General features: G+C 66.6%; 11 protein-coding genes and 1 CRISPR repeat array. Of the genes, 2 read left to right on the top strand and 9 right to left on the bottom strand.

Annotation, left to right across the window (positions count from 1 at the left end; all coding sequences use genetic code 11):
- The gene (locus tag GFD32_RS19160) at positions 1-1,047 is read left to right on the top strand and encodes a C45 family autoproteolytic acyltransferase/hydolase (RefSeq protein WP_163578178.1); all 1,047 of its coding nucleotides are present in this window, start codon (positions 1-3) and stop codon (positions 1,045-1,047) included.
- 95 nt (positions 1,048-1,142) lie between these two features.
- A complete protein-coding gene (locus GFD32_RS19155; RefSeq protein ID WP_163578177.1) occupies positions 1,143-2,678 on the top strand; it encodes an alkaline phosphatase D family protein in 1,536 nt (511 codons plus the stop codon).
- Between the two features lie 24 nt (positions 2,679-2,702).
- On the opposite strand, the gene GFD32_RS19150 is transcribed toward GFD32_RS19155, so the two are convergent.
- The 9 genes from GFD32_RS19150 to casA all read right to left on the bottom strand — a co-directional run bounded on the left by GFD32_RS19150 (position 2,703) and on the right by casA (position 23,460).
- On the bottom strand, positions 2,703-3,293 hold the full coding sequence (locus GFD32_RS19150) for a DUF4202 domain-containing protein (RefSeq protein ID WP_163578176.1): 591 nt from the start codon (positions 3,291-3,293) through the stop codon (positions 2,703-2,705).
- Between the two features lie 134 nt (positions 3,294-3,427).
- Positions 3,428-3,958: a cytochrome b gene (locus GFD32_RS19145; protein WP_163578175.1), complete on the bottom strand. Its 531-nt coding sequence runs from the start codon at positions 3,956-3,958 to the stop codon at positions 3,428-3,430.
- A gap of 171 nt (positions 3,959-4,129) precedes the next feature.
- Positions 4,130-17,214: a CRISPR direct-repeat array (repeat unit 29 nt; unit sequence CGGTTGAGCCCCGCGCCTGCGGGGATCAG).
- A gap of 106 nt (positions 17,215-17,320) precedes the next feature.
- Positions 17,321-17,617 (bottom strand): type I-E CRISPR-associated endoribonuclease Cas2e, encoded by a 297-nt coding sequence (cas2e, locus tag GFD32_RS19140; RefSeq protein WP_163578174.1) that lies wholly within the window; start codon positions 17,615-17,617, stop codon positions 17,321-17,323.
- A gap of 2 nt (positions 17,618-17,619) precedes the next feature.
- Positions 17,620-18,540, bottom strand: a complete 921-nt coding sequence (gene cas1e, locus GFD32_RS19135; RefSeq protein WP_163578173.1) for a type I-E CRISPR-associated endonuclease Cas1e — start codon at positions 18,538-18,540, stop codon at positions 17,620-17,622.
- Positions 18,541-18,564: 24 nt separating this feature from the next.
- Positions 18,565-19,257, bottom strand: a complete 693-nt coding sequence (gene cas6e / locus GFD32_RS19130) for a type I-E CRISPR-associated protein Cas6/Cse3/CasE (RefSeq protein WP_163578172.1) — start codon at positions 19,255-19,257, stop codon at positions 18,565-18,567.
- A complete protein-coding gene (gene cas5e / locus GFD32_RS19125) occupies positions 19,257-20,012 on the bottom strand; it encodes a type I-E CRISPR-associated protein Cas5/CasD (RefSeq protein ID WP_205599170.1) in 756 nt (251 codons plus the stop codon). Before cas5e ends, cas6e begins: the two co-directional genes overlap by 1 nt.
- A gap of 9 nt (positions 20,013-20,021) precedes the next feature.
- Positions 20,022-21,095, bottom strand: coding sequence for a type I-E CRISPR-associated protein Cas7/Cse4/CasC (gene cas7e / locus GFD32_RS19120; protein WP_163578171.1), 1,074 nt, complete (start codon positions 21,093-21,095; stop codon positions 20,022-20,024).
- 29 nt (positions 21,096-21,124) lie between these two features.
- On the bottom strand, positions 21,125-21,781 hold the full coding sequence (gene casB / locus GFD32_RS19115) for a type I-E CRISPR-associated protein Cse2/CasB (RefSeq protein WP_163578170.1): 657 nt from the start codon (positions 21,779-21,781) through the stop codon (positions 21,125-21,127).
- Positions 21,778-23,460, bottom strand: coding sequence for a type I-E CRISPR-associated protein Cse1/CasA (gene casA, locus GFD32_RS19110; protein ID WP_163578169.1), 1,683 nt, complete (start codon positions 23,458-23,460; stop codon positions 21,778-21,780). Before casA ends, casB begins: the two co-directional genes overlap by 4 nt.
- Positions 23,461-23,647: the final 187 nt, after the last annotated feature.

Here is a 23,647-nt window from a genome sequence, read left to right as displayed (position 1 = left end):
ATGCAACTCACCGAACTCAGCGGTAGCCGCCACGCGGTTGGCCTGGCCCACGGCCGAGCCCACGCGTCACGCATCCAAGGCAGCGTGGCGGTCTACGACCGCCTGTTCCACGACTTCGTGGGGCTGCGCTGGCAGGCCGCTCGCCGCGAGGCCGAACGCTTCGCGACGATGATCGAGCGCGGCTTTCCCGCCATTCTCGACGAAATGCACGGCATTGCCGACGGCGCCGGGCTCGACTGGCAAGACATCCTGACGCTGAACTGCCGCAGCGAAATCTCGCTGACCCAGGCCAGCGGCGGCTGCTCGGCCTTCGCCCTGCAACGCCATGGAGACCAATGGCTGGCTCAGAACTGGGACTGGCGCGCCGACCAGCTCGACAACGTGGTGGCACTGAAGATCGCCCTCGACGACGCGCCCCCGCTGGTGAGCGTCGGTGAGGCCGGCATGGTGGCCAAGATCGGGCTCAACGCCGCCGGCATCGGCATTTGCCTCAACGCCATTCGCTCGCAAACCTGCGGCACCGGCCTGCCGATCCATATCGCCCTGCGCAAGATCCTCGAGAGCCCCGACTTCGACAGCGCCCTGCGCGTGGCCACCCACGACCGCGTCTGCTCCCCCGCGCATTTCCTGCTGGCCAGCGACGGCGGCCACGCGGCCGGCCTCGAGGTGCATCCCGGCGAGCCCGGACATCTCACGCCCCGCGACGGCATCGTCACCCACACCAATCACTTCGTCGAGCCCAGCGTGACTGGGCAGGTGGAGGACTTCCCCCGGCCCGACTCTCACCCGCGCCTGGCCAGGCTGGACACCTTGCTGCAAGCGCTTCCCGACACGACCGAGACCGGCGAAGACGACCTCTTCGGCGTGCTCAGCGATCACCACGGGGAGCCACAGTCGATCTGCCGCCACGAGGACCTCGACCAGCCCCCCGACGAGCGCATGGAGACGCTGTTCAGCGTGGTCATGAACCTCGACGAAAGGCGCCTCACCCTGCGCCATGGCAAACCCTGCGAAACGACCGAGGGGTTGAACGTCAGCCTGAATTGAAACGAAGCCGTTAGCGGACTGTCACCGCACTGCCAAACCGCCGTCACGCAACCCGCGCAGAGTCTCCAAGGCCCCCACCCAATGAGGAGCCGAACATGACCCTGACGCGTCGCGACATCCTGAAACTGGGCCTGGCCGGCGGCACCTGCCTCGCCGCCCCCGCCATCGTGCTCGCCGAAAGCCGCCGTCCCGTCATCACCTCCGGCGTGATGAGCGGCGACATGCTCACCGACCGAGCCATGTTGTGGTCGCGGGTCGACCGCCCCGCCCGAATGCGGGTCGAGCTGGCCGACAACCCGGCATTCCGCGGTGCCCGCCAACTGCTCGGCCCCGAAACCCTACCGACCAGCGGCCTGACCGCCAAGCTGGATGCCACCGGCCTGGGCGGCATGGACGAAGTGCACTACCGCGTACGCTTCGCGGCCCTGGGCGATCACCGCGCCGTCAGCGAGCCCGTCACCGGCCGGCTGCGCCTGCCACCGCAGACCCCGCGCAACGTGCGCTTCCTATGGTCCGGGGACACCGCCGGCCAGGGCTGGGGCATCGACGAATCCCGCGGCGGCATGACCACCTATGCCACCATGCTCGACCAGCACCCCGACTTCTTCATCCACTCTGGGGATACCGTCTATGCCGACGGCCCCCTCGAGGAGAGGGTCGAGCTGGCCAACGGCGAGACTTGGCGCAACCTGGTCACGCCCGAGAAGCGCAAGGTCGCCGAAACGCTAGACGAATTCCGCGGGCAGCACGCCTACAACCTGCTCGACGCCAACGTGCGCCGCTTCAACGCCGACGTTCCCCTGCTCGTCCAATGGGACGACCATGAGACCGTCAACAACTGGTATCCCGGTGAATGGCTGGATGACGACCGCTACACCGAGAAGAACGTGTCGCTGCTCGCCGCCCGCGCCCGCCGGGCCTTCCTCGAATACACGCCACTGCGCCAACGACCGGAATCGCCCGGACGCATCCACCGTCGCTTCGCTTACGGCCCCAGCCTGGAGGTGTTCATGCTCGACATGCGGACCTACCGGTCGGCCAACAGCCGCAATCGCCAGACGGGCGGCGACGAGACCACCTTCCTCGGCCGCTCGCAGCTGGACTGGCTGCTGGAGAGCCTGCGCCACTCCACGGCAACCTGGAAGATCATCGCTTCGGACATGCCGATCGGACTGATCGTGCGCGACGGAGATCACTTCGAAGCCGTGGCCAACGACGACCCGGGCGAGCCGCTGGGCCGTGAACGGGAGATTGCCCGGCTCCTCCAGGCGCTGCGCGACGAACGCATCCACAACGTGGTGTGGCTCACCGCCGACGTGCACTACACGGCCGCCCACCACTACTCGCCAGAGCGCGCCAGCTTCAAGGCGTTCGACCCCTTCTGGGAGTTCGTCAGCGGCCCCCTCCATGCCGGCACGTTCGGCCCCGGTGAACTCGACGCCACGTTCGGCCCCCAAGTCGTCTTCCACAAGGCCCCGCCGGAAGGCCAGGCCAACCTGCCGCCCTCCGAGGGCTACCAGTTCTTCGGCCAGGTCGATCTGGACGGCGAGAGCGAGACCTTGACGGTCACCCTCAAGGATGCCGCCGGCCAGACCCTGCATCGCCAGGTGCTCGACCCCGTCATGGCTTGACCGGCCCCCGCTGCCGGGTAGGAGCTACCCGGCCAGCGCCTCCTCCACCAGCGCACGCGCCTCGTCGCTCATGGGTAGCCCCAGGGCCAGCTCATGGGCACGCGGCGACATCTTCTTCCAGGTCATCTGCACGATGCGAATCAGGTGGTCGTGGTCCACCTGCTTCGAGAAATCGGCAAAATAGTTCTCCAGGAACACCAGGCAGGCACAGTCCTCCACCGCCTGGGTACCCGCATCGCGCCCCAGGCCCTGCTTGCGGATCATCCGCGACACCGCCTGGGCCGATTCGGCATCGTAGCCCGCCTCCTGCATCAGCCGCGCCGTGGTCTCGGCCGCCCGCTGGCCCTGGTCGCGGCGCCAGGTGAGATAGCCCACCCGCCCCTCCGGGTAATCGCTGCGCGGCACCTGCCAACGCTGCAAGTGCTGGCCACGCACCGCCAGGTGTATCAGCTCATCGGACGAGGCCTGCAAGCGCTCCAGCCAATCGCTCATGCGACCGGCATGCCACAGCTCCTGGGGCTGGGGCTCGCCCGCCACGGTGACCTGGCGCGGGTCTTCGGCGTGCAGCGCATCCAGCGCCGCCATCGCTTTCTCGAACGGGGTCGTTTCGGTCATGGGACGCTCCTGCCGGGATGATGGCCCACAGCATAACAAGGCCACGACGCCCCGGCTCGTCCATCGCCGCAGCGGCGACACCAAGGCAACAGATGTCGCCTTTCGCAACCGGCACGACTCGCCGAGCGGACCGGCTAGTCAATCCCCCGCCCGGTGATTCGCGCCATGATCGCCGGGTCGCCAGAGTGGCGATGCCACAGCGCCATGCCCACATGGCCGACCACCAGCGCCAGCAACACCCAGCCGAACAGGCCATGGAAGTTGCTGCCGATGGCGGTCATCCACTCGATCTCCCCCTCGAACCCGCTCATCAGCGGAATGCCGAATGGCTCGAAGGCGCGCCCCGAACCGTACTGGCGAATCAACGCCACGGCGGGAACGGCGATCATCAGAAGATACAGCGCCAAATGCCCCAAACCGGCCCAGGCATTGATCGCCGACGGCCGATGGCCGCGATCGAGAACGCCCCAAGCGACCCGCACGATGGCAAGCAGCATTAGCAGCAAGCCCAACGGCTTGTGGCTCGCCCATAGAAATGCCTCCACGGCCGTGTCTTCCAGCCAGGCATGCGCCCCAGCCGAAGCGAACTGCCACGCGAACAGCGCCGCCATGGCCCAGTGCAAGTAGCGCGTCAAGCGTCCGTAGTGCATCGCTTCTGTGCTCATGTGAACCTCCCTCTCTGGTTGTGGCCCGCAAGCAGACTAGCGGCGAAACACGCACCCAATATGGAAGCAGTAAGGCACAATGCTACGAGTTGATTTATATCAACTTCTGCGTGGCGTGAGATTGAGGGGAAGGTTCAAGAGCGCCATTGCCGCGCACTACTTCGGCTGTGCCGGTTGAGCCCCGCGCCTGCGGGGATCAGGGTGGGTGCCTTGCGAGCTGCCTCAACCTAAGCGGTTGAGCCCCGCGCCTGCGGGGATCAGATGCCGCGGCGTGCGCCCCACTTGTGCACCTGCGGTTGAGCCCCGCGCCTGCGGGGATCAGATGATGAACAGGACAACCAGAATAGCGGTCTTCGGTTGAGCCCCGCGCCTGCGGGGATCAGCATCACGATCCGGTCAAAGATATTGGGATGACCGGTTGAGCCCCGCGCCTGCGGGGATCAGTTCAAGGATGTGATCGGCACCGCCTTCACCGACGGTTGAGCCCCGCGCCTGCGGGGATCAGGCGCGAGCCTGATTGGCAGCGTTGGTGATCGCCGGTTGAGCCCCGCGCCTGCGGGGATCAGGAACAGGCGGATTTCTCGGCGTTCTTCAATGGCGGTTGAGCCCCGCGCCTGCGGGGATCAGCGTGGTGGGCTTAGCACTGGCACCGCCGGGGGAGGTTGAGCCCCGCGCCTGCGGGGATCAGATTACCGCCAATAGCGATACCGTCCGGTGAGTCGGTTGAGCCCCGCGCCTGCGGGGATCAGCTGAGGTCCATATCCGCCAGCTGGGCCTCGATCGGTTGAGCCCCGCGCCTGCGGGGATCAGGTATCGATCACCACCCCGCACTTCACGCGCCACGGTTGAGCCCCGCGCCTGCGGGGATCAGTTTCGCGCCCAGGTGAGCGGAAGCCGTGACCGCGGTTGAGCCCCGCGCCTGCGGGGATCAGGCCACTTGTCGTGCTCACTCACTGACCGCCTCCGGTTGAGCCCCGCGCCTGCGGGGATCAGATGTTTCTCCGTTTCGATGCGCTGTGAATGCACGGTTGAGCCCCGCGCCTGCGGGGATCAGGCGTCACAGGCGAACTCGAAGGGCCGGATGCGCGGTTGAGCCCCGCGCCTGCGGGGATCAGTAGGTCACGCGCACCTGAAAGGCTTTGACGGGCGGTTGAGCCCCGCGCCTGCGGGGATCAGAGCGCGGCCAGCCAGTCGGTTCTGTCGACGCCCGGTTGAGCCCCGCGCCTGCGGGGATCAGGTGCGGTCGAGCTGGGCGTAGAGCTGGTCGAGCGGTTGAGCCCCGCGCCTGCGGGGATCAGGTCTGTTTTCTCCACTGACGCTCGTCTGCCCACGGTTGAGCCCCGCGCCTGCGGGGATCAGATGTTTTCACCGCTGGCGCGTAGCTCCACGACCGGTTGAGCCCCGCGCCTGCGGGGATCAGCCGGTTGGGTTCTGAGATGAGGGGAAAGGGGACGGTTGAGCCCCGCGCCTGCGGGGATCAGTTGCGGGCCAGCGTGAACACGCGCGTAATTTCCGGTTGAGCCCCGCGCCTGCGGGGATCAGTGCCGTCCAGTAGCAACATGCGATTGATTGACTGGTTGAGCCCCGCGCCTGCGGGGATCAGAGCAGCGGCGACGTCGATAGCATGATGGAGCTCGGTTGAGCCCCGCGCCTGCGGGGATCAGGCCTTCCTGCATGCTTAAAACGCCTCACGGGGCGGTTGAGCCCCGCGCCTGCGGGGATCAGATCGCCCAGGGTGACGCCCTCTGCCTCGGCGGCGGTTGAGCCCCGCGCCTGCGGGGATCAGGAAGCCGCCGCCACGCCCCAAGCGCTTTTGCGCGGTTGAGCCCCGCGCCTGCGGGGATCAGTGGATGCGCGAGAACCGCGACGAGGTGAAGGCCGGTTGAGCCCCGCGCCTGCGGGGATCAGGATCCGGCCCGGCATGTCAGGGCATCGGGCGACGGTTGAGCCCCGCGCCTGCGGGGATCAGCAGATCGGGTAGCCCTCGTCGCCGTACTCCGTCGGTTGAGCCCCGCGCCTGCGGGGATCAGCAGATCGGGTAGCCCTCGTCGCCGTACTCCGTCGGTTGAGCCCCGCGCCTGCGGGGATCAGACGATGAAGTCGTCGGCCTGATAATCGGCGCGCGGTTGAGCCCCGCGCCTGCGGGGATCAGGTGTTTTGGCAGAAGCTGCGCACCGATAACCACGGTTGAGCCCCGCGCCTGCGGGGATCAGATCCCCGCTGATCGGTGCCCGCTGGCGTCCTGCGGTTGAGCCCCGCGCCTGCGGGGATCAGACGGTCAGGTGGTGGCGACGTTGCTTGATGAACGGTTGAGCCCCGCGCCTGCGGGGATCAGCCTCGAACGTCAGGCGCGCGGCGCCCATCTCGCGGTTGAGCCCCGCGCCTGCGGGGATCAGAACATCGAAAACCGCAGCGTCCGGCCGTCGGGCGGTTGAGCCCCGCGCCTGCGGGGATCAGTCCCACTCGCGGAACTTGGCGATGGCCTCGGCCGGTTGAGCCCCGCGCCTGCGGGGATCAGTCCCACGCCGTTTCCCCGGGCTGCACGGCGAACGGTTGAGCCCCGCGCCTGCGGGGATCAGGTTAGGGCGCCTTCCGATGCCAGCGGCATCACCGGTTGAGCCCCGCGCCTGCGGGGATCAGGCCCTGGCCAGGCCCTGGTTGGTTTCGTCGAGCGGTTGAGCCCCGCGCCTGCGGGGATCAGATCCTCAAGGCCAGGCAGCTCGGTTTCACCACCGGTTGAGCCCCGCGCCTGCGGGGATCAGACAGAAAATGGCGCGAGCGGCGGAAGATCCTACGGTTGAGCCCCGCGCCTGCGGGGATCAGATAAGCCAGTGCAGCGCAGACACGCCGACCTCCGGTTGAGCCCCGCGCCTGCGGGGATCAGAACGCCGCCACTCGCCTGGAGAAGGCCGAGGACGGTTGAGCCCCGCGCCTGCGGGGATCAGACGAGCTACAGGGTCACCGCCTGCTCAGCGCCCGGTTGAGCCCCGCGCCTGCGGGGATCAGACCTTGGAGGGGCTGTTGATGCCCAGCTTCTCCGGTTGAGCCCCGCGCCTGCGGGGATCAGTCGGTGAGCGCCGGGGCTTCGATGAGCCTGACCGGTTGAGCCCCGCGCCTGCGGGGATCAGGTTCAGGCTCTGCTGGTCGCCACCGTCTTTACCGGTTGAGCCCCGCGCCTGCGGGGATCAGTTCGAAGGTGGACAGTCTGTCATTGCCGATTTCGGTTGAGCCCCGCGCCTGCGGGGATCAGATGTCTTCACCGCTGGCGCGTAGCTCCACGACCGGTTGAGCCCCGCGCCTGCGGGGATCAGTGTTTGTGCCAAAGCCGCTTGGCGTTGGCGTGCGGTTGAGCCCCGCGCCTGCGGGGATCAGGCTACCCAGGCGCTTGAACTCAGCAACCAGGACGGTTGAGCCCCGCGCCTGCGGGGATCAGGAACATTGACATCACTGAGGTCATTCCATGAGCGGTTGAGCCCCGCGCCTGCGGGGATCAGTGGGCGAGCTGCTGGCGCTGCGGGGCAAGTTCCGGTTGAGCCCCGCGCCTGCGGGGATCAGGTATGCAGCGGTCACTGGCCGAACTACAAAGACGGTTGAGCCCCGCGCCTGCGGGGATCAGGGCGAAGTAGTCCTTGGTGGCGAGGTCGGGGGCGGTTGAGCCCCGCGCCTGCGGGGATCAGGCGGCATAACTGGTGGTCAGGTAGACGCGATCCGGTTGAGCCCCGCGCCTGCGGGGATCAGTCGGGATGAGGCTTGTGAAGACAGATCTTCTGCGGTTGAGCCCCGCGCCTGCGGGGATCAGAGCGCGTCTTCGAACTTTTCCCGTGCCGTGTCCGGTTGAGCCCCGCGCCTGCGGGGATCAGGGGGGCCGTCATGGGCACAGCCTTACTTCCGCCGGTTGAGCCCCGCGCCTGCGGGGATCAGACAGAAAATGGCGCGAGCGGCGGAAGATCCTACGGTTGAGCCCCGCGCCTGCGGGGATCAGATAAGCCAGTGCAGCGCAGACACGCCGACCTCCGGTTGAGCCCCGCGCCTGCGGGGATCAGAACGCCGCCACTCGCCTGGAGAAGGCCGAGGACGGTTGAGCCCCGCGCCTGCGGGGATCAGACGAGCTACAGGGTCACCGCCTGCTCAGCGCCCGGTTGAGCCCCGCGCCTGCGGGGATCAGACCTTGGAGGGGCTGTTGATGCCCAGCTTCTCCGGTTGAGCCCCGCGCCTGCGGGGATCAGTCGGTGAGCGCCGGGGCTTCGATGAGCCTGACCGGTTGAGCCCCGCGCCTGCGGGGATCAGGTTCAGGCTCTGCTGGTCGCCACCGTCTTTACCGGTTGAGCCCCGCGCCTGCGGGGATCAGTCGCCCGCAAGCTCGGCATCGACCTCGCCCGCCGGTTGAGCCCCGCGCCTGCGGGGATCAGGTGACGGCGCCGGCGGTGTTGCCAATGGCATCCGGTTGAGCCCCGCGCCTGCGGGGATCAGTGGGACTTTCGGCCGGACAGCTCCGGCAGCCACGGTTGAGCCCCGCGCCTGCGGGGATCAGGCTGGATACCGGCACGAGCAGCGACAGCGTGACGGTTGAGCCCCGCGCCTGCGGGGATCAGTCCAGCGCCGCCTCCCGTTCGTCTTCAGCGAGCGGTTGAGCCCCGCGCCTGCGGGGATCAGTTGTGGGGCGTGCCCGGATACTGGGCCACCCGCGGTTGAGCCCCGCGCCTGCGGGGATCAGAGTAAGCGGCGCGTAAACACGAGTTAAGGAGACGGTTGAGCCCCGCGCCTGCGGGGATCAGTCTTCTTCCTTCACCTTGAAGCGATAGCGGTTCGGTTGAGCCCCGCGCCTGCGGGGATCAGCACATCAACCCATACCAACCCACATTAACCCGCGGTTGAGCCCCGCGCCTGCGGGGATCAGATTCGCCTGTCCCTGGAGCAGATTGCCGACAGCGGTTGAGCCCCGCGCCTGCGGGGATCAGGCGCTGTAGTCGGGTTCATCGCGGTTCATGAACGGTTGAGCCCCGCGCCTGCGGGGATCAGTCAAAGATCGTGCCAAGGAGCTTGAAAACCAGCGGTTGAGCCCCGCGCCTGCGGGGATCAGTTCCCCGGCGGCGGCGCCCCGGTGAAGAACACCGGTTGAGCCCCGCGCCTGCGGGGATCAGGAGCTGATCGGCGTAGCCCAGTCGCTGCGCGCCGGTTGAGCCCCGCGCCTGCGGGGATCAGACCGTAGACGTGCAGGGCGGCAAGGATCGGCGCGGTTGAGCCCCGCGCCTGCGGGGATCAGCTCTCGCCAGTTCTTCAGGGCCGACAGGATCTCCGGTTGAGCCCCGCGCCTGCGGGGATCAGGCACACGCCCCGCCCAGGAGGTGTTCATGGAACGGTTGAGCCCCGCGCCTGCGGGGATCAGGCTCGCCGCACGATCTTCCGAGCCTTCTCCGGCGGTTGAGCCCCGCGCCTGCGGGGATCAGGCGCCAGGCCCGCGGCGGCTGGCACGGGCTCTAGGTTGAGCCCCGCGCCTGCGGGGATCAGCGCGCAAAAATCGGCGATATTACCGATATTACCGGTTGAGCCCCGCGCCTGCGGGGATCAGCCATGATGTAGCGGAGGTAGCATGGGCAAGATCGGTTGAGCCCCGCGCCTGCGGGGATCAGTTCACTCGTGTTTTTCCGTAGACTGAGGCGCGCGGTTGAGCCCCGCGCCTGCGGGGATCAGTCGCGCTGCCGGGTCTTGTAGAGGCCTCCGCGCGGTTGAGCCCCGCGCCTGCGGGGATCAGCGCGGCCAACTGGCGTATTCCCTCAACACCGCCGGTTGAGCCCCGCGCCTGCGGGGATCAGCAACGACGCCACCCTGCTGCAGGCCTACGCCGCGGTTGAGCCCCGCGCCTGCGGGGATCAGACGCCGCTGGAGCTCGAGCTGTGGCAGCTGTTCGGTTGAGCCCCGCGCCTGCGGGGATCAGGACTGCGCGGTGACCAGCTCGAGCGCGAGATGCGGTTGAGCCCCGCGCCTGCGGGGATCAGATCGCTGGGCTGCGGTGGCCGCTGCCTTCCTGCGGTTGAGCCCCGCGCCTGCGGGGATCAGCGGCGGACGTGCTCCAGTTCGAGGCGGCGCTGCGGTTGAGCCCCGCGCCTGCGGGGATCAGCCAGAGTGGAAGGGGCTGCTAGCGTTCAATGACGGTTGAGCCCCGCGCCTGCGGGGATCAGCGGTGGCTGGCGTGCCGTTGTATTGGGTAGAACGGTTGAGCCCCGCGCCTGCGGGGATCAGGCGTTTAGCTGGAAACCACCAGTGATGCTAGCCGGTTGAGCCCCGCGCCTGCGGGGATCAGGCCATAGGGGCCGACCGATAGCCAAAAGAGGGCGGTTGAGCCCCGCGCCTGCGGGGATCAGACCCGCTTGCGCCGGTTGCGCGGATGCGGGGCCGGTTGAGCCCCGCGCCTGCGGGGATCAGGGCCGATGCGTAAGGGCCGAACGCCACACAGTCGGTTGAGCCCCGCGCCTGCGGGGATCAGGGCCTCGAACAGTTTGGCCTGCGCATCGATCGCGGTTGAGCCCCGCGCCTGCGGGGATCAGCCCGAGCTGCCCGGCATCGCGGTGATGTACGGCGGTTGAGCCCCGCGCCTGCGGGGATCAGATGGGTCATTCCTCCAGGTCGGATTAAGCGGACGGTTGAGCCCCGCGCCTGCGGGGATCAGCGAGGCTTCTGCGTGACCGTCTCGGGCGGAACCGGTTGAGCCCCGCGCCTGCGGGGATCAGGACCGCGCGCAACGCGAGGTTCTGCCCCTCAACGGTTGAGCCCCGCGCCTGCGGGGATCAGACGCCCTGACCTTCGTCGGTTGTCGCCCCTGCCGGTTGAGCCCCGCGCCTGCGGGGATCAGCGCAACCTGCCCGATGCCCTGGAGCAAGCCGACGGTTGAGCCCCGCGCCTGCGGGGATCAGGGACGACAGTCAGCACGAGGAGATGCTCGAGGCGGTTGAGCCCCGCGCCTGCGGGGATCAGTTTCTCGACTGCTGTGATTGCTGCGGTAGATCCGGTTGAGCCCCGCGCCTGCGGGGATCAGTCCACGCGCATCGTCTTCCCAGTGATCATGTGCGGTTGAGCCCCGCGCCTGCGGGGATCAGAGATTGGCATTGTAGCCCAGCGACAATTGCCGCGGTTGAGCCCCGCGCCTGCGGGGATCAGGTGAACTCCGACTTCACCTTCGAGATCGAGGGCGGTTGAGCCCCGCGCCTGCGGGGATCAGCTGCGCGTCGGCACCCCGACCCGTGACGGGGGCGGTTGAGCCCCGCGCCTGCGGGGATCAGGGCGTGCGGCCGCGCCTGGTCATCGCCCCCGACGGTTGAGCCCCGCGCCTGCGGGGATCAGTCGAAGACCATCAAGTCGTAAGCGTCGGCGACCGGTTGAGCCCCGCGCCTGCGGGGATCAGTGGGGCTGTCGTTCATGGACGCCAACAACCAGCGGTTGAGCCCCGCGCCTGCGGGGATCAGCGAAGATCGGTCGCCGCCATGCTCAAGTGGAACGGTTGAGCCCCGCGCCTGCGGGGATCAGCTCACCAGTCGCGCCGCCGAAATGGCCGGCGGCGGTTGAGCCCCGCGCCTGCGGGGATCAGAGCAGGTGGCGGTGTTCAGTCATCGCCGCTCCCGGTTGAGCCCCGCGCCTGCGGGGATCAGCGGCGTTGGGCGTAGCGGTCTTCGCCACGTACCGGTTGAGCCCCGCGCCTGCGGGGATCAGAAGCGCTACCCGGACTACCACGAGTTCCTCGCCGGTTGAGCCCCGCGCCTGCGGGGATCAGTCCATCATCGGCGCTACAGCGAACAATCGAGCCGGTTGAGCCCCGCGCCTGCGGGGATCAGCACCACCCCAGATACCGACCCTGAAGAATGAACGGTTGAGCCCCGCGCCTGCGGGGATCAGAGCCGCTCACCCGCCACGTCACCGGGCTGGATCGGTTGAGCCCCGCGCCTGCGGGGATCAGCGCGGCCTGCGCGACAACACGCACGCCTACGTCGGTTGAGCCCCGCGCCTGCGGGGATCAGTAAAAATGACCCAAAAGACCGGATTTCCCGGTCGGTTGAGCCCCGCGCCTGCGGGGATCAGTGTTTTCCGCTTTTGCCGCTTACGCTCAAGCGCCGGTTGAGCCCCGCGCCTGCGGGGATCAGAGGCGCCCCCACGGCTTGCGCCACGGCACGCGCGGTTGAGCCCCGCGCCTGCGGGGATCAGGCTTCTTGGAGGCATGTCGTGGCACTCCAGGACGGTTGAGCCCCGCGCCTGCGGGGATCAGGTTGAGAAGCTCTATGACATCCTGCGGGTTGCCGGTTGAGCCCCGCGCCTGCGGGGATCAGACCGATCAGGAGGGGTCAGTGTTCTCGTAGAGCGGTTGAGCCCCGCGCCTGCGGGGATCAGAGACGCCAAAGGAGCTTCCGATGATTCGACACCGGTTGAGCCCCGCGCCTGCGGGGATCAGCGCCATTGGCTGCGCAGGTGCCATGCTGCGTTCGGTTGAGCCCCGCGCCTGCGGGGATCAGAACACTCGGCCGATCAACGGCGCCGGCTGGCGCGGTTGAGCCCCGCGCCTGCGGGGATCAGCGCCGAGCCCCGGGTATGGGTACTCATTGTAGCGGTTGAGCCCCGCGCCTGCGGGGATCAGCAGGTCGCCAACGCGCTCGAGCCAGGCGAAGGCGGTTGAGCCCCGCGCCTGCGGGGATCAGATTTATCCCGCCGCACGTACTCGACAGCCTCGCGGTTGAGCCCCGCGCCTGCGGGGATCAGAGCCGGCCGAACGAGCGACTCGTCATGATCTGCGGTTGAGCCCCGCGCCTGCGGGGATCAGGCCTGGTTGTAGTGGCCGGTCAGCAGGCTATCCGGTTGAGCCCCGCGCCTGCGGGGATCAGCCTGGCCTGTGCTGCCAGGCGTGAGCTCTCGGCGGTTGAGCCCCGCGCCTGCGGGGATCAGTGGAGTCTGCTGCGCGATGTATGCAACGGAACCGGTTGAGCCCCGCGCCTGCGGGGATCAGTCGATCGACTCTTTCTCTGGCCAGTATGACCACGGTTGAGCCCCGCGCCTGCGGGGATCAGGGTCAGCGCTGTCTTCCCAGCACCAGTTGGCGCGGTTGAGCCCCGCGCCTGCGGGGATCAGTCCTTGTCGCGGGCCAGGGTGTAACGCTTGATCGGTTGAGCCCCGCGCCTGCGGGGATCAGCGCACCGTCACCGCCTGGCCGAAGGGCGGCAGCGGTTGAGCCCCGCGCCTGCGGGGATCAGTGCGCCGCAACCTGAGCGGCGACGTCCAGACGCGGTTGAGCCCCGCGCCTGCGGGGATCAGTCCGTGACCGTCTTGGTTTGCCTGACGGATTGCGGTTGAGCCCCGCGCCTGCGGGGATCAGGAATTTCACCTGTTTACGAATGGCTCGCCCGGCGGTTGAGCCCCGCGCCTGCGGGGATCAGGGCGACCACCGTGCCCTGGTATGAGAGCCACACGGTTGAGCCCCGCGCCTGCGGGGATCAGCGGGGCACGTTCAGCACCCGCTCCATCGAGGACGGTTGAGCCCCGCGCCTGCGGGGATCAGCGGGCGAAGATGCCCTTCAGGCGGTCCACGTCCGGTTGAGCCCCGCGCCTGCGGGGATCAGTTTGCCGCGGCCGCCGCCCTACCTTCCTGGGCCGGTTGAGCCCCGCGCCTGCGGGGATCAGAATCCGGTGCAGCCACTCCAGCCGCGACTCGGCGGTTGAGCCCCGCGCCTGCGGGGATCAGGGGCCGCGTCGTTCATGCGTTCGTGGCGGTCTCGGTTGAGCCCCGCGCCTGCGGGGATCAGACTGGTGCCATTGGCGCCTCAGTCTTCGAGTTCGGTTGAGCCCCGCGCCTGCGGGGATCAGTTGGAGCGGCAAATCGCCTTCTCCACCCGAGCCGGTTGAGCCCCGCGCCTGCGGGGATCAGCCAGGCCGGCACGTCGAGGCTGTAGCCGCTCTCGGTTGAGCCCCGCGCCTGCGGGGATCAGGGCTCGCTGACCCTCACCTACGACCAGCGCCACGGTTGAGCCCCGCGCCTGCGGGGATCAGGCATCGCTCATCGGCTGCTTTTTGAAACCGCGCGGTTGAGCCCCGCGCCTGCGGGGATCAGAAAACCTAGTCATATCATGCCCTAGCTGCAACCGGTTGAGCCCCGCGCCTGCGGGGATCAGCGCCAGCAGGCGGAAACCCGCGCCGTTGCGGGCGGTTGAGCCCCGCGCCTGCGGGGATCAGCCGGTCATGTCCGTGACCATGTCGTAAATGCCCGGTTGAGCCCCGCGCCTGCGGGGATCAGGGGGTAGTCCTCGCCGACCAGGGTCACCTGGCCGGTTGAGCCCCGCGCCTGCGGGGATCAGTAATGCGACAAGCAAACGCTTACCTACGGGAACGGTTGAGCCCCGCGCCTGCGGGGATCAGCGCCGGCAGGTCGTCGCCACCATTGGCGAGCACGGTTGAGCCCCGCGCCTGCGGGGATCAGGGGCGTACCAAGGGAACACGGTGTAACTGTCGCGGTTGAGCCCCGCGCCTGCGGGGATCAGGGTGGAGCGGGGCGTCTGGCGCCTGTCGGCGTCGGTTGAGCCCCGCGCCTGCGGGGATCAGGCGGGATCGTGACGGGGCGCTGATAGCCGTAGCGGTTGAGCCCCGCGCCTGCGGGGATCAGTTCTACGCCGAAGTCGTTGACGAACAGAAAATCGGTTGAGCCCCGCGCCTGCGGGGATCAGCTCCCGGTCGGCGTTGGCTCTCCGCCGCAGGGCGGTTGAGCCCCGCGCCTGCGGGGATCAGCGGAGATGAGGGCGTGGCAGCAGGCCGGGGGACGGTTGAGCCCCGCGCCTGCGGGGATCAGAAATGGGCCGGCTGTTCAGCAGCCAGGAGGCACGGTTGAGCCCCGCGCCTGCGGGGATCAGTTGGCCAGTGCGTCCATGTAGCGGTAGGTCACCGGTTGAGCCCCGCGCCTGCGGGGATCAGCCAAGGCGGGGGTGTTGTGATGGCGGCCCGCGCGGTTGAGCCCCGCGCCTGCGGGGATCAGAGCGAGGCTGCTATCCGTGCTGCAATAGCACGCGGTTGAGCCCCGCGCCTGCGGGGATCAGGCATCACCCCCTTCAACCAATCGCCTGTCACCCGGTTGAGCCCCGCGCCTGCGGGGATCAGATGAGTCGCCTGTGGGGCTGGGTCGCCGCGGCCGGTTGAGCCCCGCGCCTGCGGGGATCAGCGATTCGTCGAGGAGTACCTCGCCAGCACTGACGGTTGAGCCCCGCGCCTGCGGGGATCAGTAGGCCGCGCTCTCCCGCTGCTGATCGATGTACGGTTGAGCCCCGCGCCTGCGGGGATCAGGGCTGCCGATATAGTCCGGCACCCCGTAGATGCGGTTGAGCCCCGCGCCTGCGGGGATCAGATGAAGACCGCCGGCACGTCCAGCAGCAGGCGCGGTTGAGCCCCGCGCCTGCGGGGATCAGGCGCAGAACATCAACGAAACCACCACCATGGACGGTTGAGCCCCGCGCCTGCGGGGATCAGAATACGGCAACTAATGAGGTAATAAGCATACGCGGTTGAGCCCCGCGCCTGCGGGGATCAGCCTGTCAAAGCATTACGGCATAGATCTCGCGGCGGTTGAGCCCCGCGCCTGCGGGGATCAGGCCGCCAGCTACGCCCATCACTCCGCCTCATGCGGTTGAGCCCCGCGCCTGCGGGGATCAGGGGCGGGGTTAGTCGGTGCGAGAAGAATCCGGCGGTTGAGCCCCGCGCCTGCGGGGATCAGCTGGCCGAGGGCGAGGACGTCAGCAACAGCGACGGTTGAGCCCCGCGCCTGCGGGGATCAGGCCTTCTACGAGCCGATCAACGGCATCACCGACGGTTGAGCCCCGCGCCTGCGGGGATCAGTACGGAAAGGCCCCGCTCGCGCAGGGCCTCCTCGGTTGAGCCCCGCGCCTGCGGGGATCAGACCTCGATGGCCAACCTGGGCAAGGTCTTCGACGGTTGAGCCCCGCGCCTGCGGGGATCAGGAACTGGCCGAGGCCTACCGGCTCAAGGAGGACGGTTGAGCCCCGCGCCTGCGGGGATCAGCTTGCCGCCATGCCAGTCACGCGGGTGTGCACCGGTTGAGCCCCGCGCCTGCGGGGATCAGGGACGAGGAAATCGAGAAGTACAAAGCGGAAACGGTTGAGCCCCGCGCCTGCGGGGATCAGGCCGGTTGTGCCCTTATGCGGGCCGTCGATCACGGTTGAGCCCCGCGCCTGCGGGGATCAGGGACACGGCGGTTTTGTTAACCATCGCCCCGACGGTTGAGCCCCGCGCCTGCGGGGATCAGACCCCGCGCTCTACGGTCACTGATTCCGGTATCGGTTGAGCCCCGCGCCTGCGGGGATCAGGCCCGGTTTTGAGATTGAGATTGACGGCCAGACGGTTGAGCCCCGCGCCTGCGGGGATCAGCAAGCCTTTGCGTTGTATAACATCAACGTTAGCGGTTGAGCCCCGCGCCTGCGGGGATCAGTGCTTCGGCAAACTGCACGTCATGTAATTCACCGGTTGAGCCCCGCGCCTGCGGGGATCAGGTATTTGCACAGCAGGTAGGTCGAGCAAAGCGCGGTTGAGCCCCGCGCCTGCGGGGATCAGAACGCCTGAAACGTTAAGCCGCTTTTCTTCAGCGGTTGAGCCCCGCGCCTGCGGGGATCAGGTAGGGGCCATCAACTTCAATGCGCGCTACGACGGTTGAGCCCCGCGCCTGCGGGGATCAGGCGGAACTGAAAGTCGCTGCCCTGGGCCTCGCCGGTTGAGCCCCGCGCCTGCGGGGATCAGAACTTGCCCTGCTCTTCGGGGAACAACGAGAGCGGTTGAGCCCCGCGCCTGCGGGGATCAGGCGCGCTTCATCGGTAAAATCCACGTCTACTACGGTTGAGCCCCGCGCCTGCGGGGATCAGCTGAACATCATCCCAGCGGGCGGTTAGGTAATCGGTTGAGCCCCGCGCCTGCGGGGATCAGGGCCACCCGGACATCCGCGAGATCTTCGACGGCGGTTGAGCCCCGCGCCTGCGGGGATCAGTCGTCATCATAGGGAGCGGGCGCATTCGGCAGCGGTTGAGCCCCGCGCCTGCGGGGATCAGTAGCCGCCGCGGCGGGAGCCGCGCGCCGTCACCGGTTGAGCCCCGCGCCTGCGGGGATCAGCATTTCCTTCTCCAGCACCGGCGGTTCGAACTCGGTTGAGCCCCGCGCCTGCGGGGATCAGGAGCGGCTGGTCGACGGCGAATATCGCCCCTACGGTTGAGCCCCGCGCCTGCGGGGATCAGACTAATTGTAGACACTTGTTTACAAAGAAGAAAATCGCCAGCGGAAATTCCACCAGCGATTTTGCTTACTTTTTAACCAGACTGGATTGTTAAAGATCTTTTGAAATCAGTTGCTTGGCTCAGGCGGAAGAAAGCGCACCAGACGTAGACCGTCATGATCGACCGGCTCGCGCCGGTTGGCGCCATACGTCTGGAATTCGAAGCCGGACTCGTGGTTGCTGGCCCAGGCCATGGCGACATTGCCCTCCTCAGCCAACGCATTGATCTGTTCCCAGATCATTTCGCGTACACGTTTGGTGACATCCCCAACGTAAACACCGGCCCGAACCTCCAATAACCAGACGGCAAGCCGACCTCGAAGACGCGGCGGCACCGCTTCGGTCACCACGACCAACATCGCCATCGCTATTTGCTCCGATGTCCTTGGTCGCCGACAGTGTTCGGCTCGGGGATGGCCGGCGGCATGGCCTCAGGTGCCGGGGGCGGTGGGTCGATCTCACCGGCTGCCAACACCTCCTCGATCATTGGGATCAAACGCTGCAACAACTTCGTCTGCTTGAAGGCGTCTCGACAGGCGATACGCACCTCACGCTCAGGTACTGTAGAACCTCGCGCCGCGACACGGAAAGCCGCGGGCACCACCGTCTCGAATTTCACGATGTCCGCGATATCGTAGACGAAACTCTGTGGCTTGCCGGTATGCAGAAACCCGATGGCCGGTGCATAACCTGCCGCGAGGATCGCCGCCTCAGTAATGCCATACAGGCAGGCCGTCGCTGCAGAAAGGCATTGATTGGCTACGTCCGAAGCATCCCACTGAGTCGGGTCATAGCGCCGCCCCTGCCATTTGACACCGTACTGCTTGGCGAGCAGTTGATAGGTTTTGCGGACACGGGCACCTTCCATGCCACGGAGCTGGTCGACGCTGCGCCGCGAAGGCGGCGGCTCCCCAAAGCGCAACTCGAACATCTTGCGCACGACCTTCAAGCGTAGTTGGTCATCCAACGCTAATTGCGCCTGATAGAGCAGCTTGTCGGAGCGCGCCCCGCCGGGCTGGCCAGCGCTGTAGAGGCGAACCCCGGCATCGCCGACCCAAATCAGCAGAGTACCGACCACCGAGGCGAGCTTAACGGCAGCATGCGAGATCCGCGTACCCGGCTCCAGCAGCAGGCAAGCCACGGAACCGACGGGTATATGCATGCGCTCACCGTTGACCTCGTCGATGACGACGAAAGCCCCGTCACGCACGTCGATCTGCCCCATGCCAACGAAGATCATCGACATGCGGTCCTTCTCCGGGATGGGCTTGAGCGGAACGAACCCCATCTTGGCCTCCTTGCCCGGTAACGATCAGGGGCGACGCAGCAGCAACAAGCCGCAGCCGAAGGCCTTGGCACGACCAACGCCCTGCGCAAGCGTTTCAATCAAACGTCCCGGGTCGGAAACCTCGAGCAAGCCTTCATAGTCGACACTGGAAAAACGAATGGGCCTTCCCTCGTTCTTTGGCAAGGCGTGCTGTCGATAGGCTCCGACTTCGGGGTCTACTGGCAAACGGAATCCCCAGGACTCAGCACGCTCGGTCAACCACCCACGCGCAGCTTCATTCATCGCCTCGGTACAGGCCTGGCTTTTTCTCGCTCCACCAGCCTCGAAGGGGTACTTGGCCGCCATCAAGACATCGGCGCGCCGCCCCCTCTTTCCCGCCACTGACTTGGCCACGGTAGGATTGGCCCGAAGACGAAATGCAAGCCGATCCCCAGCTTCCAGCACCGGAGAAAACGGCTTGCACTGCACCTCGAGCAGGCCAGAAACAGGCATCGGTTCGCGGTCGGACAACAGGTAGAACAACGGTAGCCCCCTAGGTGCGCCTCCCCCCTCGGGGTCATCCATCTCCTGGCGAAATAAGAAGGGCCTCTGGCCTTGATGATCCGGGAACATTTGCCACAGCAGTTGGTGGGCAGCGTACGCCCCACCGCCCATGATCTCGAACAGGGCTCCCCGGGAGAGACCGTTGAGATCGACACGTACACGCGACAGATACATCAGCCGTCCTCCCTTGCCTGCACGATGCGCCGGTATTCGGCACGCGGCCCGAACTGCCAGCGACGGCGATTGAGCGGCACATCCCAAACCTCGCTGGACTCCACGCCATGACCGTTACCATCCAGGGCCTTGGCATCACCTTCCCAGGCGTAGACCACGCTGTCCGGCAGTCTCAGTGCCCTGCGCTCCTCGTCCTGATTCCTTCCGCATAGCGGAGGAAATTCGACGTCCAAGGCATCTCGTAATTGGGCAAACGCCTCCCGGCGCGGCGCCAACGGCGCCGCCGGCGGGCACGCCTTGCGCCCAAGGTAGAGCGTGAAGTATGGCGTCTTGAGCGCCTTCTCCAGGTCCCCAAGCGTCAACTCCGCCTCGGGCGTCAACCAGACAGCAACGGTCCAGAGCCCATCGCAGCGGTAGTCACGGCTGGAAAGAATGGTGTTGATGACCTTGCGTGGGGCACTCAATTCATCTCGTCGGGTGCGGTACGTTACTTTGGATTGCGATGCTGGCACCTGCACGGTGTGATAGTCGCGCATCAGGCTGCCGGGAGAGCGTTGCTTGATGGCGATGCCGACGCTATCGCGCAGCTGGCGCTGCCTCTCATCGTCGTCCCGACGCACGCCCAACGCCGCACCGAGCAACCCGATGATGGCGCCACGCCCGGGATAGGTGGCGGTGGGGCGCGACTCGCCCACCGCCGCCTCGCCCCAACTCGCAAACGGCGCATAGAGCCGAAAGACCAGATATTCCATCATGCCGACTCCCTACTTATCGCTGGTCAGGAAGTCGAATAGCGAGGTCAAGCCGCCTTGCACGACAGGGCCTTCTAGCCTTGGCTTCTCATAATCCACCTCAGCTGCAACCACGAAACGCTGCTCCGCACCAGGACCATAGACCTCGTCAAATTTATTGACTTGGCGTTCGAGCCTAGAAATCGCCTCAATGGCTTGATTATCACCCTGAACCGGGCGAAGGAAAGCGACGGACAGTGAACGCGGCTGCTGGCTACCTTGCTCGGCCAGCACATAACTGGCGTGAGCTCGCGAGCCGAAGCTGTTCTGTTTACCCTTGGGCGAGGTCTTCACGGCGGCTTCCACCAGGGCCGCAATGGCCCGATCGGCCAATGCTTCGTCGCCGTCGAGGTTCTCGATCAGTTGCTGGCGATCGATGCACACATAGCCGTAGAACAGGCCCGCACCGAACCCGGCTTCGCCGACGTGCGCCGCCCCACGATGCTCGTCGCCGGTATTCAGGTCATCCACCGCCGTGAAATAGTCGTCCTCGACCTCGGCGGCATGCACGGTGATGGCATGGGCGACCTGACAGGCGGCCTCGACGTTGAAGGCCGGAGACGCCGCCAGCATACGACCGAACAGCGCGATATCCACGGCTGATGGTTTGTGACGCAGCAGATCGAGATCCTCCTTCTCCGGCGCGCGATACTCGTCGGCCAGCTTCTCGACCAGGGCATCGACCGCTGCCTGCTCCTCTGGGCCAATGTGAACCAGTTGGCTGGTTTCCAGCTCCCCTTTGGCCACATCGCCGAAGATCTTGGCGATCTCCGTGGCCCAGGCTTGGGCGTCTTTCTCTTTTACCCCCTTTTCCTGCAGGCGCTTGGCGGCCTGGATCCCAACTTGCTTGGTGCGCATGCCGCGATGCTGGCCCACGGCTTCTTCGAACAGCGCCGAGGTCCGCCAGGTGCGCTTGAGGCTCTGCGACGACACGCGCAATCGCTTGGCGCCACCCATGATGGCGGTCTTGGGGCGCCCCAGGTCGTCGCGATTGAGGTTGGCAGGCGGATAGGCGGTCAGCAGGTGCAGCTGGATGAAATGGCTCATGTTCTTGGCTCCCTGTCGTAGTTGACGAGTTACTCGTTGTCTTGCCGATAGCCGGCCACGGCGCCGAAATAGTCGTTGGCCCACACGAACCCGAGGCGCCGAGTGGGTTGCGATGAAGCCTCGCCTTGGTATTCGCGCCACCACAACGCAATGTTGTCAGCCAGGTGAACGACACTGACGTTTCGCTTGTCGACAAGCGCCAGGGCACGACGCAGTCGCTGCACCAGCTCTTCCGGCGTGCGAGACGTCATCATCTGTTGAAAACGCAGTTCGCTCATATAGGGCTTGCCGGTTTCACGCTTCTGCTGACCAAGGCGCGCCCCCAACGGCATACTGGGCAGTTCTTCCCGAAGCTCGGCTGCTACCAGCGCGATACAGGCCCAGGTCTGCAACCGCTGGTCTCGCTGTCTTTCCGTCTGATCCTCCTTCGCAGGTAGCAAGCTCCAAAGGTGGCGGAAGGCCTCCGTCAGCATTGCCGCTTCGATGGTGTCGCAGCGTCGCAGTGTCGCCCGCATGCCCTTGGGCCAGGGCGGGGCCTCGGTATGGACCTTCAACGCTTCCGCAGACAACGTCAGGCGCTGCCACCAACGCCGCAGGGCATCGGCTTCCCTACGCTCGATGGCATAGGGTCGCTCGGATACACGCGGCGAGGCCTCCGCTGCGGGTGCGGGTTCCGTTTCACTCATGACACGCCCTCTTCGGTGGTTGCCGGCTCGGCGACCAAGGCAAAGCCGCCGGTCTCGGCAAATTGACGAATGGCCTTGCTACCCTTGCTGCGCCCGGCCAGGAAACTCTGCAACTGACGCCGAGCCGCCGTCGCACGCTGTAGGTCCACGGCCTCCAGTGCACCGCTCAAGGCCCGCTCTTCGAACAGTGCCAACGCTTCACGCTTCAGAGTGCGATACCACGCTTCTGCCACTTCGGACGGCAGCCGTTGAGTACCATCGGCCTCCATCAGCGTTTTCTGGAAGTCGAATAAGGCGTTAAAGAAGGCACCGCGAGTGACGTCATAGAAGGCCAGATCGATATGGCTCATATCGCCCTTGGCATCGGAAGGACGGGCGAACCAGGCATTCTTGACCTGGGTGCGCACCATCCAGGCGATCTGGCGAGCCAGTTCGATATACTGTTGCACCCAGCTACGCAGTCTTTCCTGCTTCGCGGGAGGCACGGCCACCAGCGGCATCTCGGCGCTGTACCAGCCGCGGGGCTTCATGTTGTCCATGTCATAGCCGAAGGCCCACAGTCGGGCATGCTTGAGCAGCGCGGCGATCTCCTCACCGAAACGGCGCTCCTCGTCGACGGCCCGCACCTTTTCCGAGACATAGTCCTGCACTACCAGGGCGGGCAGCGCGCCGCTGGTGTCGGCATCCTGCAGTACCAGATTCGACCAGTGCTGGTAGCCCAGCCCTCCTGGCTGCCCCTTGGTGGACAGCGGTGGCTCATTGGGCTTTTTGGGGTCGCGGCGATAAGGCGTCAGTGGGTGCAACCAGGGTCCGTCGTAGTTGGCACCTTGCTTCTTGGCACGGATACGACGCACGACGCGAGAAGCTTCCCGTCCACAGATATCGCAACGACACGGCTCGTCGTCGAACAGCAGCCGGAAACGGCGCGGCATCGACCAGTAGGGGTGCAGCGGATGCATGCCCTCAGGCAGGACCTCGGTCCCCTTCCTGTCACTGACCCGGGTCGGCGCCACCCACAGGAACAGGGTTTCGCCATCGGTACGAGGTGCCTGCCACGCCTGCCCGGACCGCGTCAGCGCCCTGGACGTCACAACGTTCAGCCACAGCCGGGACCATAGGCTGGCATCGGGCGATTCGGGCAGCACCAGGGTGGTCAGTGGCCCGCCGCCTCGCAGGCCGACGCGAATGCCAGCCCCACCGGCGGGCGCATTGATCTGCATGGTGAACAGGGCCAGGGCGGCGCAATCCTCGCACATCGCCTCGACACGCCCACGCTTGACAAAGAAGTCGGTGTTGTTCTTGATGCCGTTAGCACCTGGCGCATCGATCAGCAGGCCGCTGACCGTGCCGTCCTTGACGTCGTCGAGCGGGTCGAGGTCCTGCATGAAGCGCGGACCGTCACCATCCAGCTCGAAGGCATCGGCAAGGGGCGCGAAGGCGGCCTCCAGCTCTTCAATGCTGGGCGGCTCAATAAAGCGGTCCAGCCAGTCGCCGTGACCCTGCGGCGGCAGCGCGGTCTGCAGCAGTCCGATTAGAAACTGATAGGCGGCGCCCTGGAAGTCGGCTCGAGGCAGGGCAAGATCGACGATCTCGGGATCGGCCATCGCCGTGGGCGGCCGGTAGACGACGCTTCCTTCCCTGGTGCGGAAAGGAAACCAAGGGGCATTAAGCAGGTTCACTGGCTCTATTCCTCTATGTCAAAGCGCCAAAGCTGAAGTAAAGCTAGAAGGCAATAAAGGGAACGTCAAGTTATTTGCTCAAACGACATAATGGACGACAACCGCGATGTAGTGGGATGATCGCTGGCGCTCCTCATCTGCATGGGGATGAACCGTTATTGGCTCAGACGCCAACACGTTCCCCGCG

This window comes from Halomonas faecis, assembly GCF_010993975.1.
GTDB lineage: Bacteria > Pseudomonadota > Gammaproteobacteria > Pseudomonadales > Halomonadaceae > Halomonas > Halomonas faecis.
This window is presented reverse-complemented; position numbering and strand designations above follow the sequence as displayed.

Excerpts from the sequence above, each read along its gene's own strand:
- GFD32_RS19160 (WP_163578178.1), top strand. The coding sequence starts at position 1 with ATGCAACTCACCGAACTCAGCGGTAGCCGCCACGCGGTTGGCCTGGCC.
- GFD32_RS19155 (WP_163578177.1), top strand. The coding sequence starts at position 1,143 with ATGACCCTGACGCGTCGCGACATCCTGAAACTGGGCCTGGCCGGCGGC.
- GFD32_RS19150 (WP_163578176.1), bottom strand. The coding sequence starts at position 3,293 with ATGACCGAAACGACCCCGTTCGAGAAAGCGATGGCGGCGCTGGATGCG.
- GFD32_RS19145 (WP_163578175.1), bottom strand. The coding sequence starts at position 3,958 with ATGAGCACAGAAGCGATGCACTACGGACGCTTGACGCGCTACTTGCAC.
- cas2e (WP_163578174.1), bottom strand. The coding sequence starts at position 17,617 with ATGGCGATGTTGGTCGTGGTGACCGAAGCGGTGCCGCCGCGTCTTCGA.
- cas1e (WP_163578173.1), bottom strand. The coding sequence starts at position 18,540 with ATGGGGTTCGTTCCGCTCAAGCCCATCCCGGAGAAGGACCGCATGTCG.
- cas6e (WP_163578172.1), bottom strand. The coding sequence starts at position 19,257 with ATGTATCTGTCGCGTGTACGTGTCGATCTCAACGGTCTCTCCCGGGGA.
- cas5e (WP_205599170.1), bottom strand. The coding sequence starts at position 20,012 with ATGATGGAATATCTGGTCTTTCGGCTCTATGCGCCGTTTGCGAGTTGG.
- cas7e (WP_163578171.1), bottom strand. The coding sequence starts at position 21,095 with ATGAGCCATTTCATCCAGCTGCACCTGCTGACCGCCTATCCGCCTGCC.
- casB (WP_163578170.1), bottom strand. The coding sequence starts at position 21,781 with ATGAGTGAAACGGAACCCGCACCCGCAGCGGAGGCCTCGCCGCGTGTA.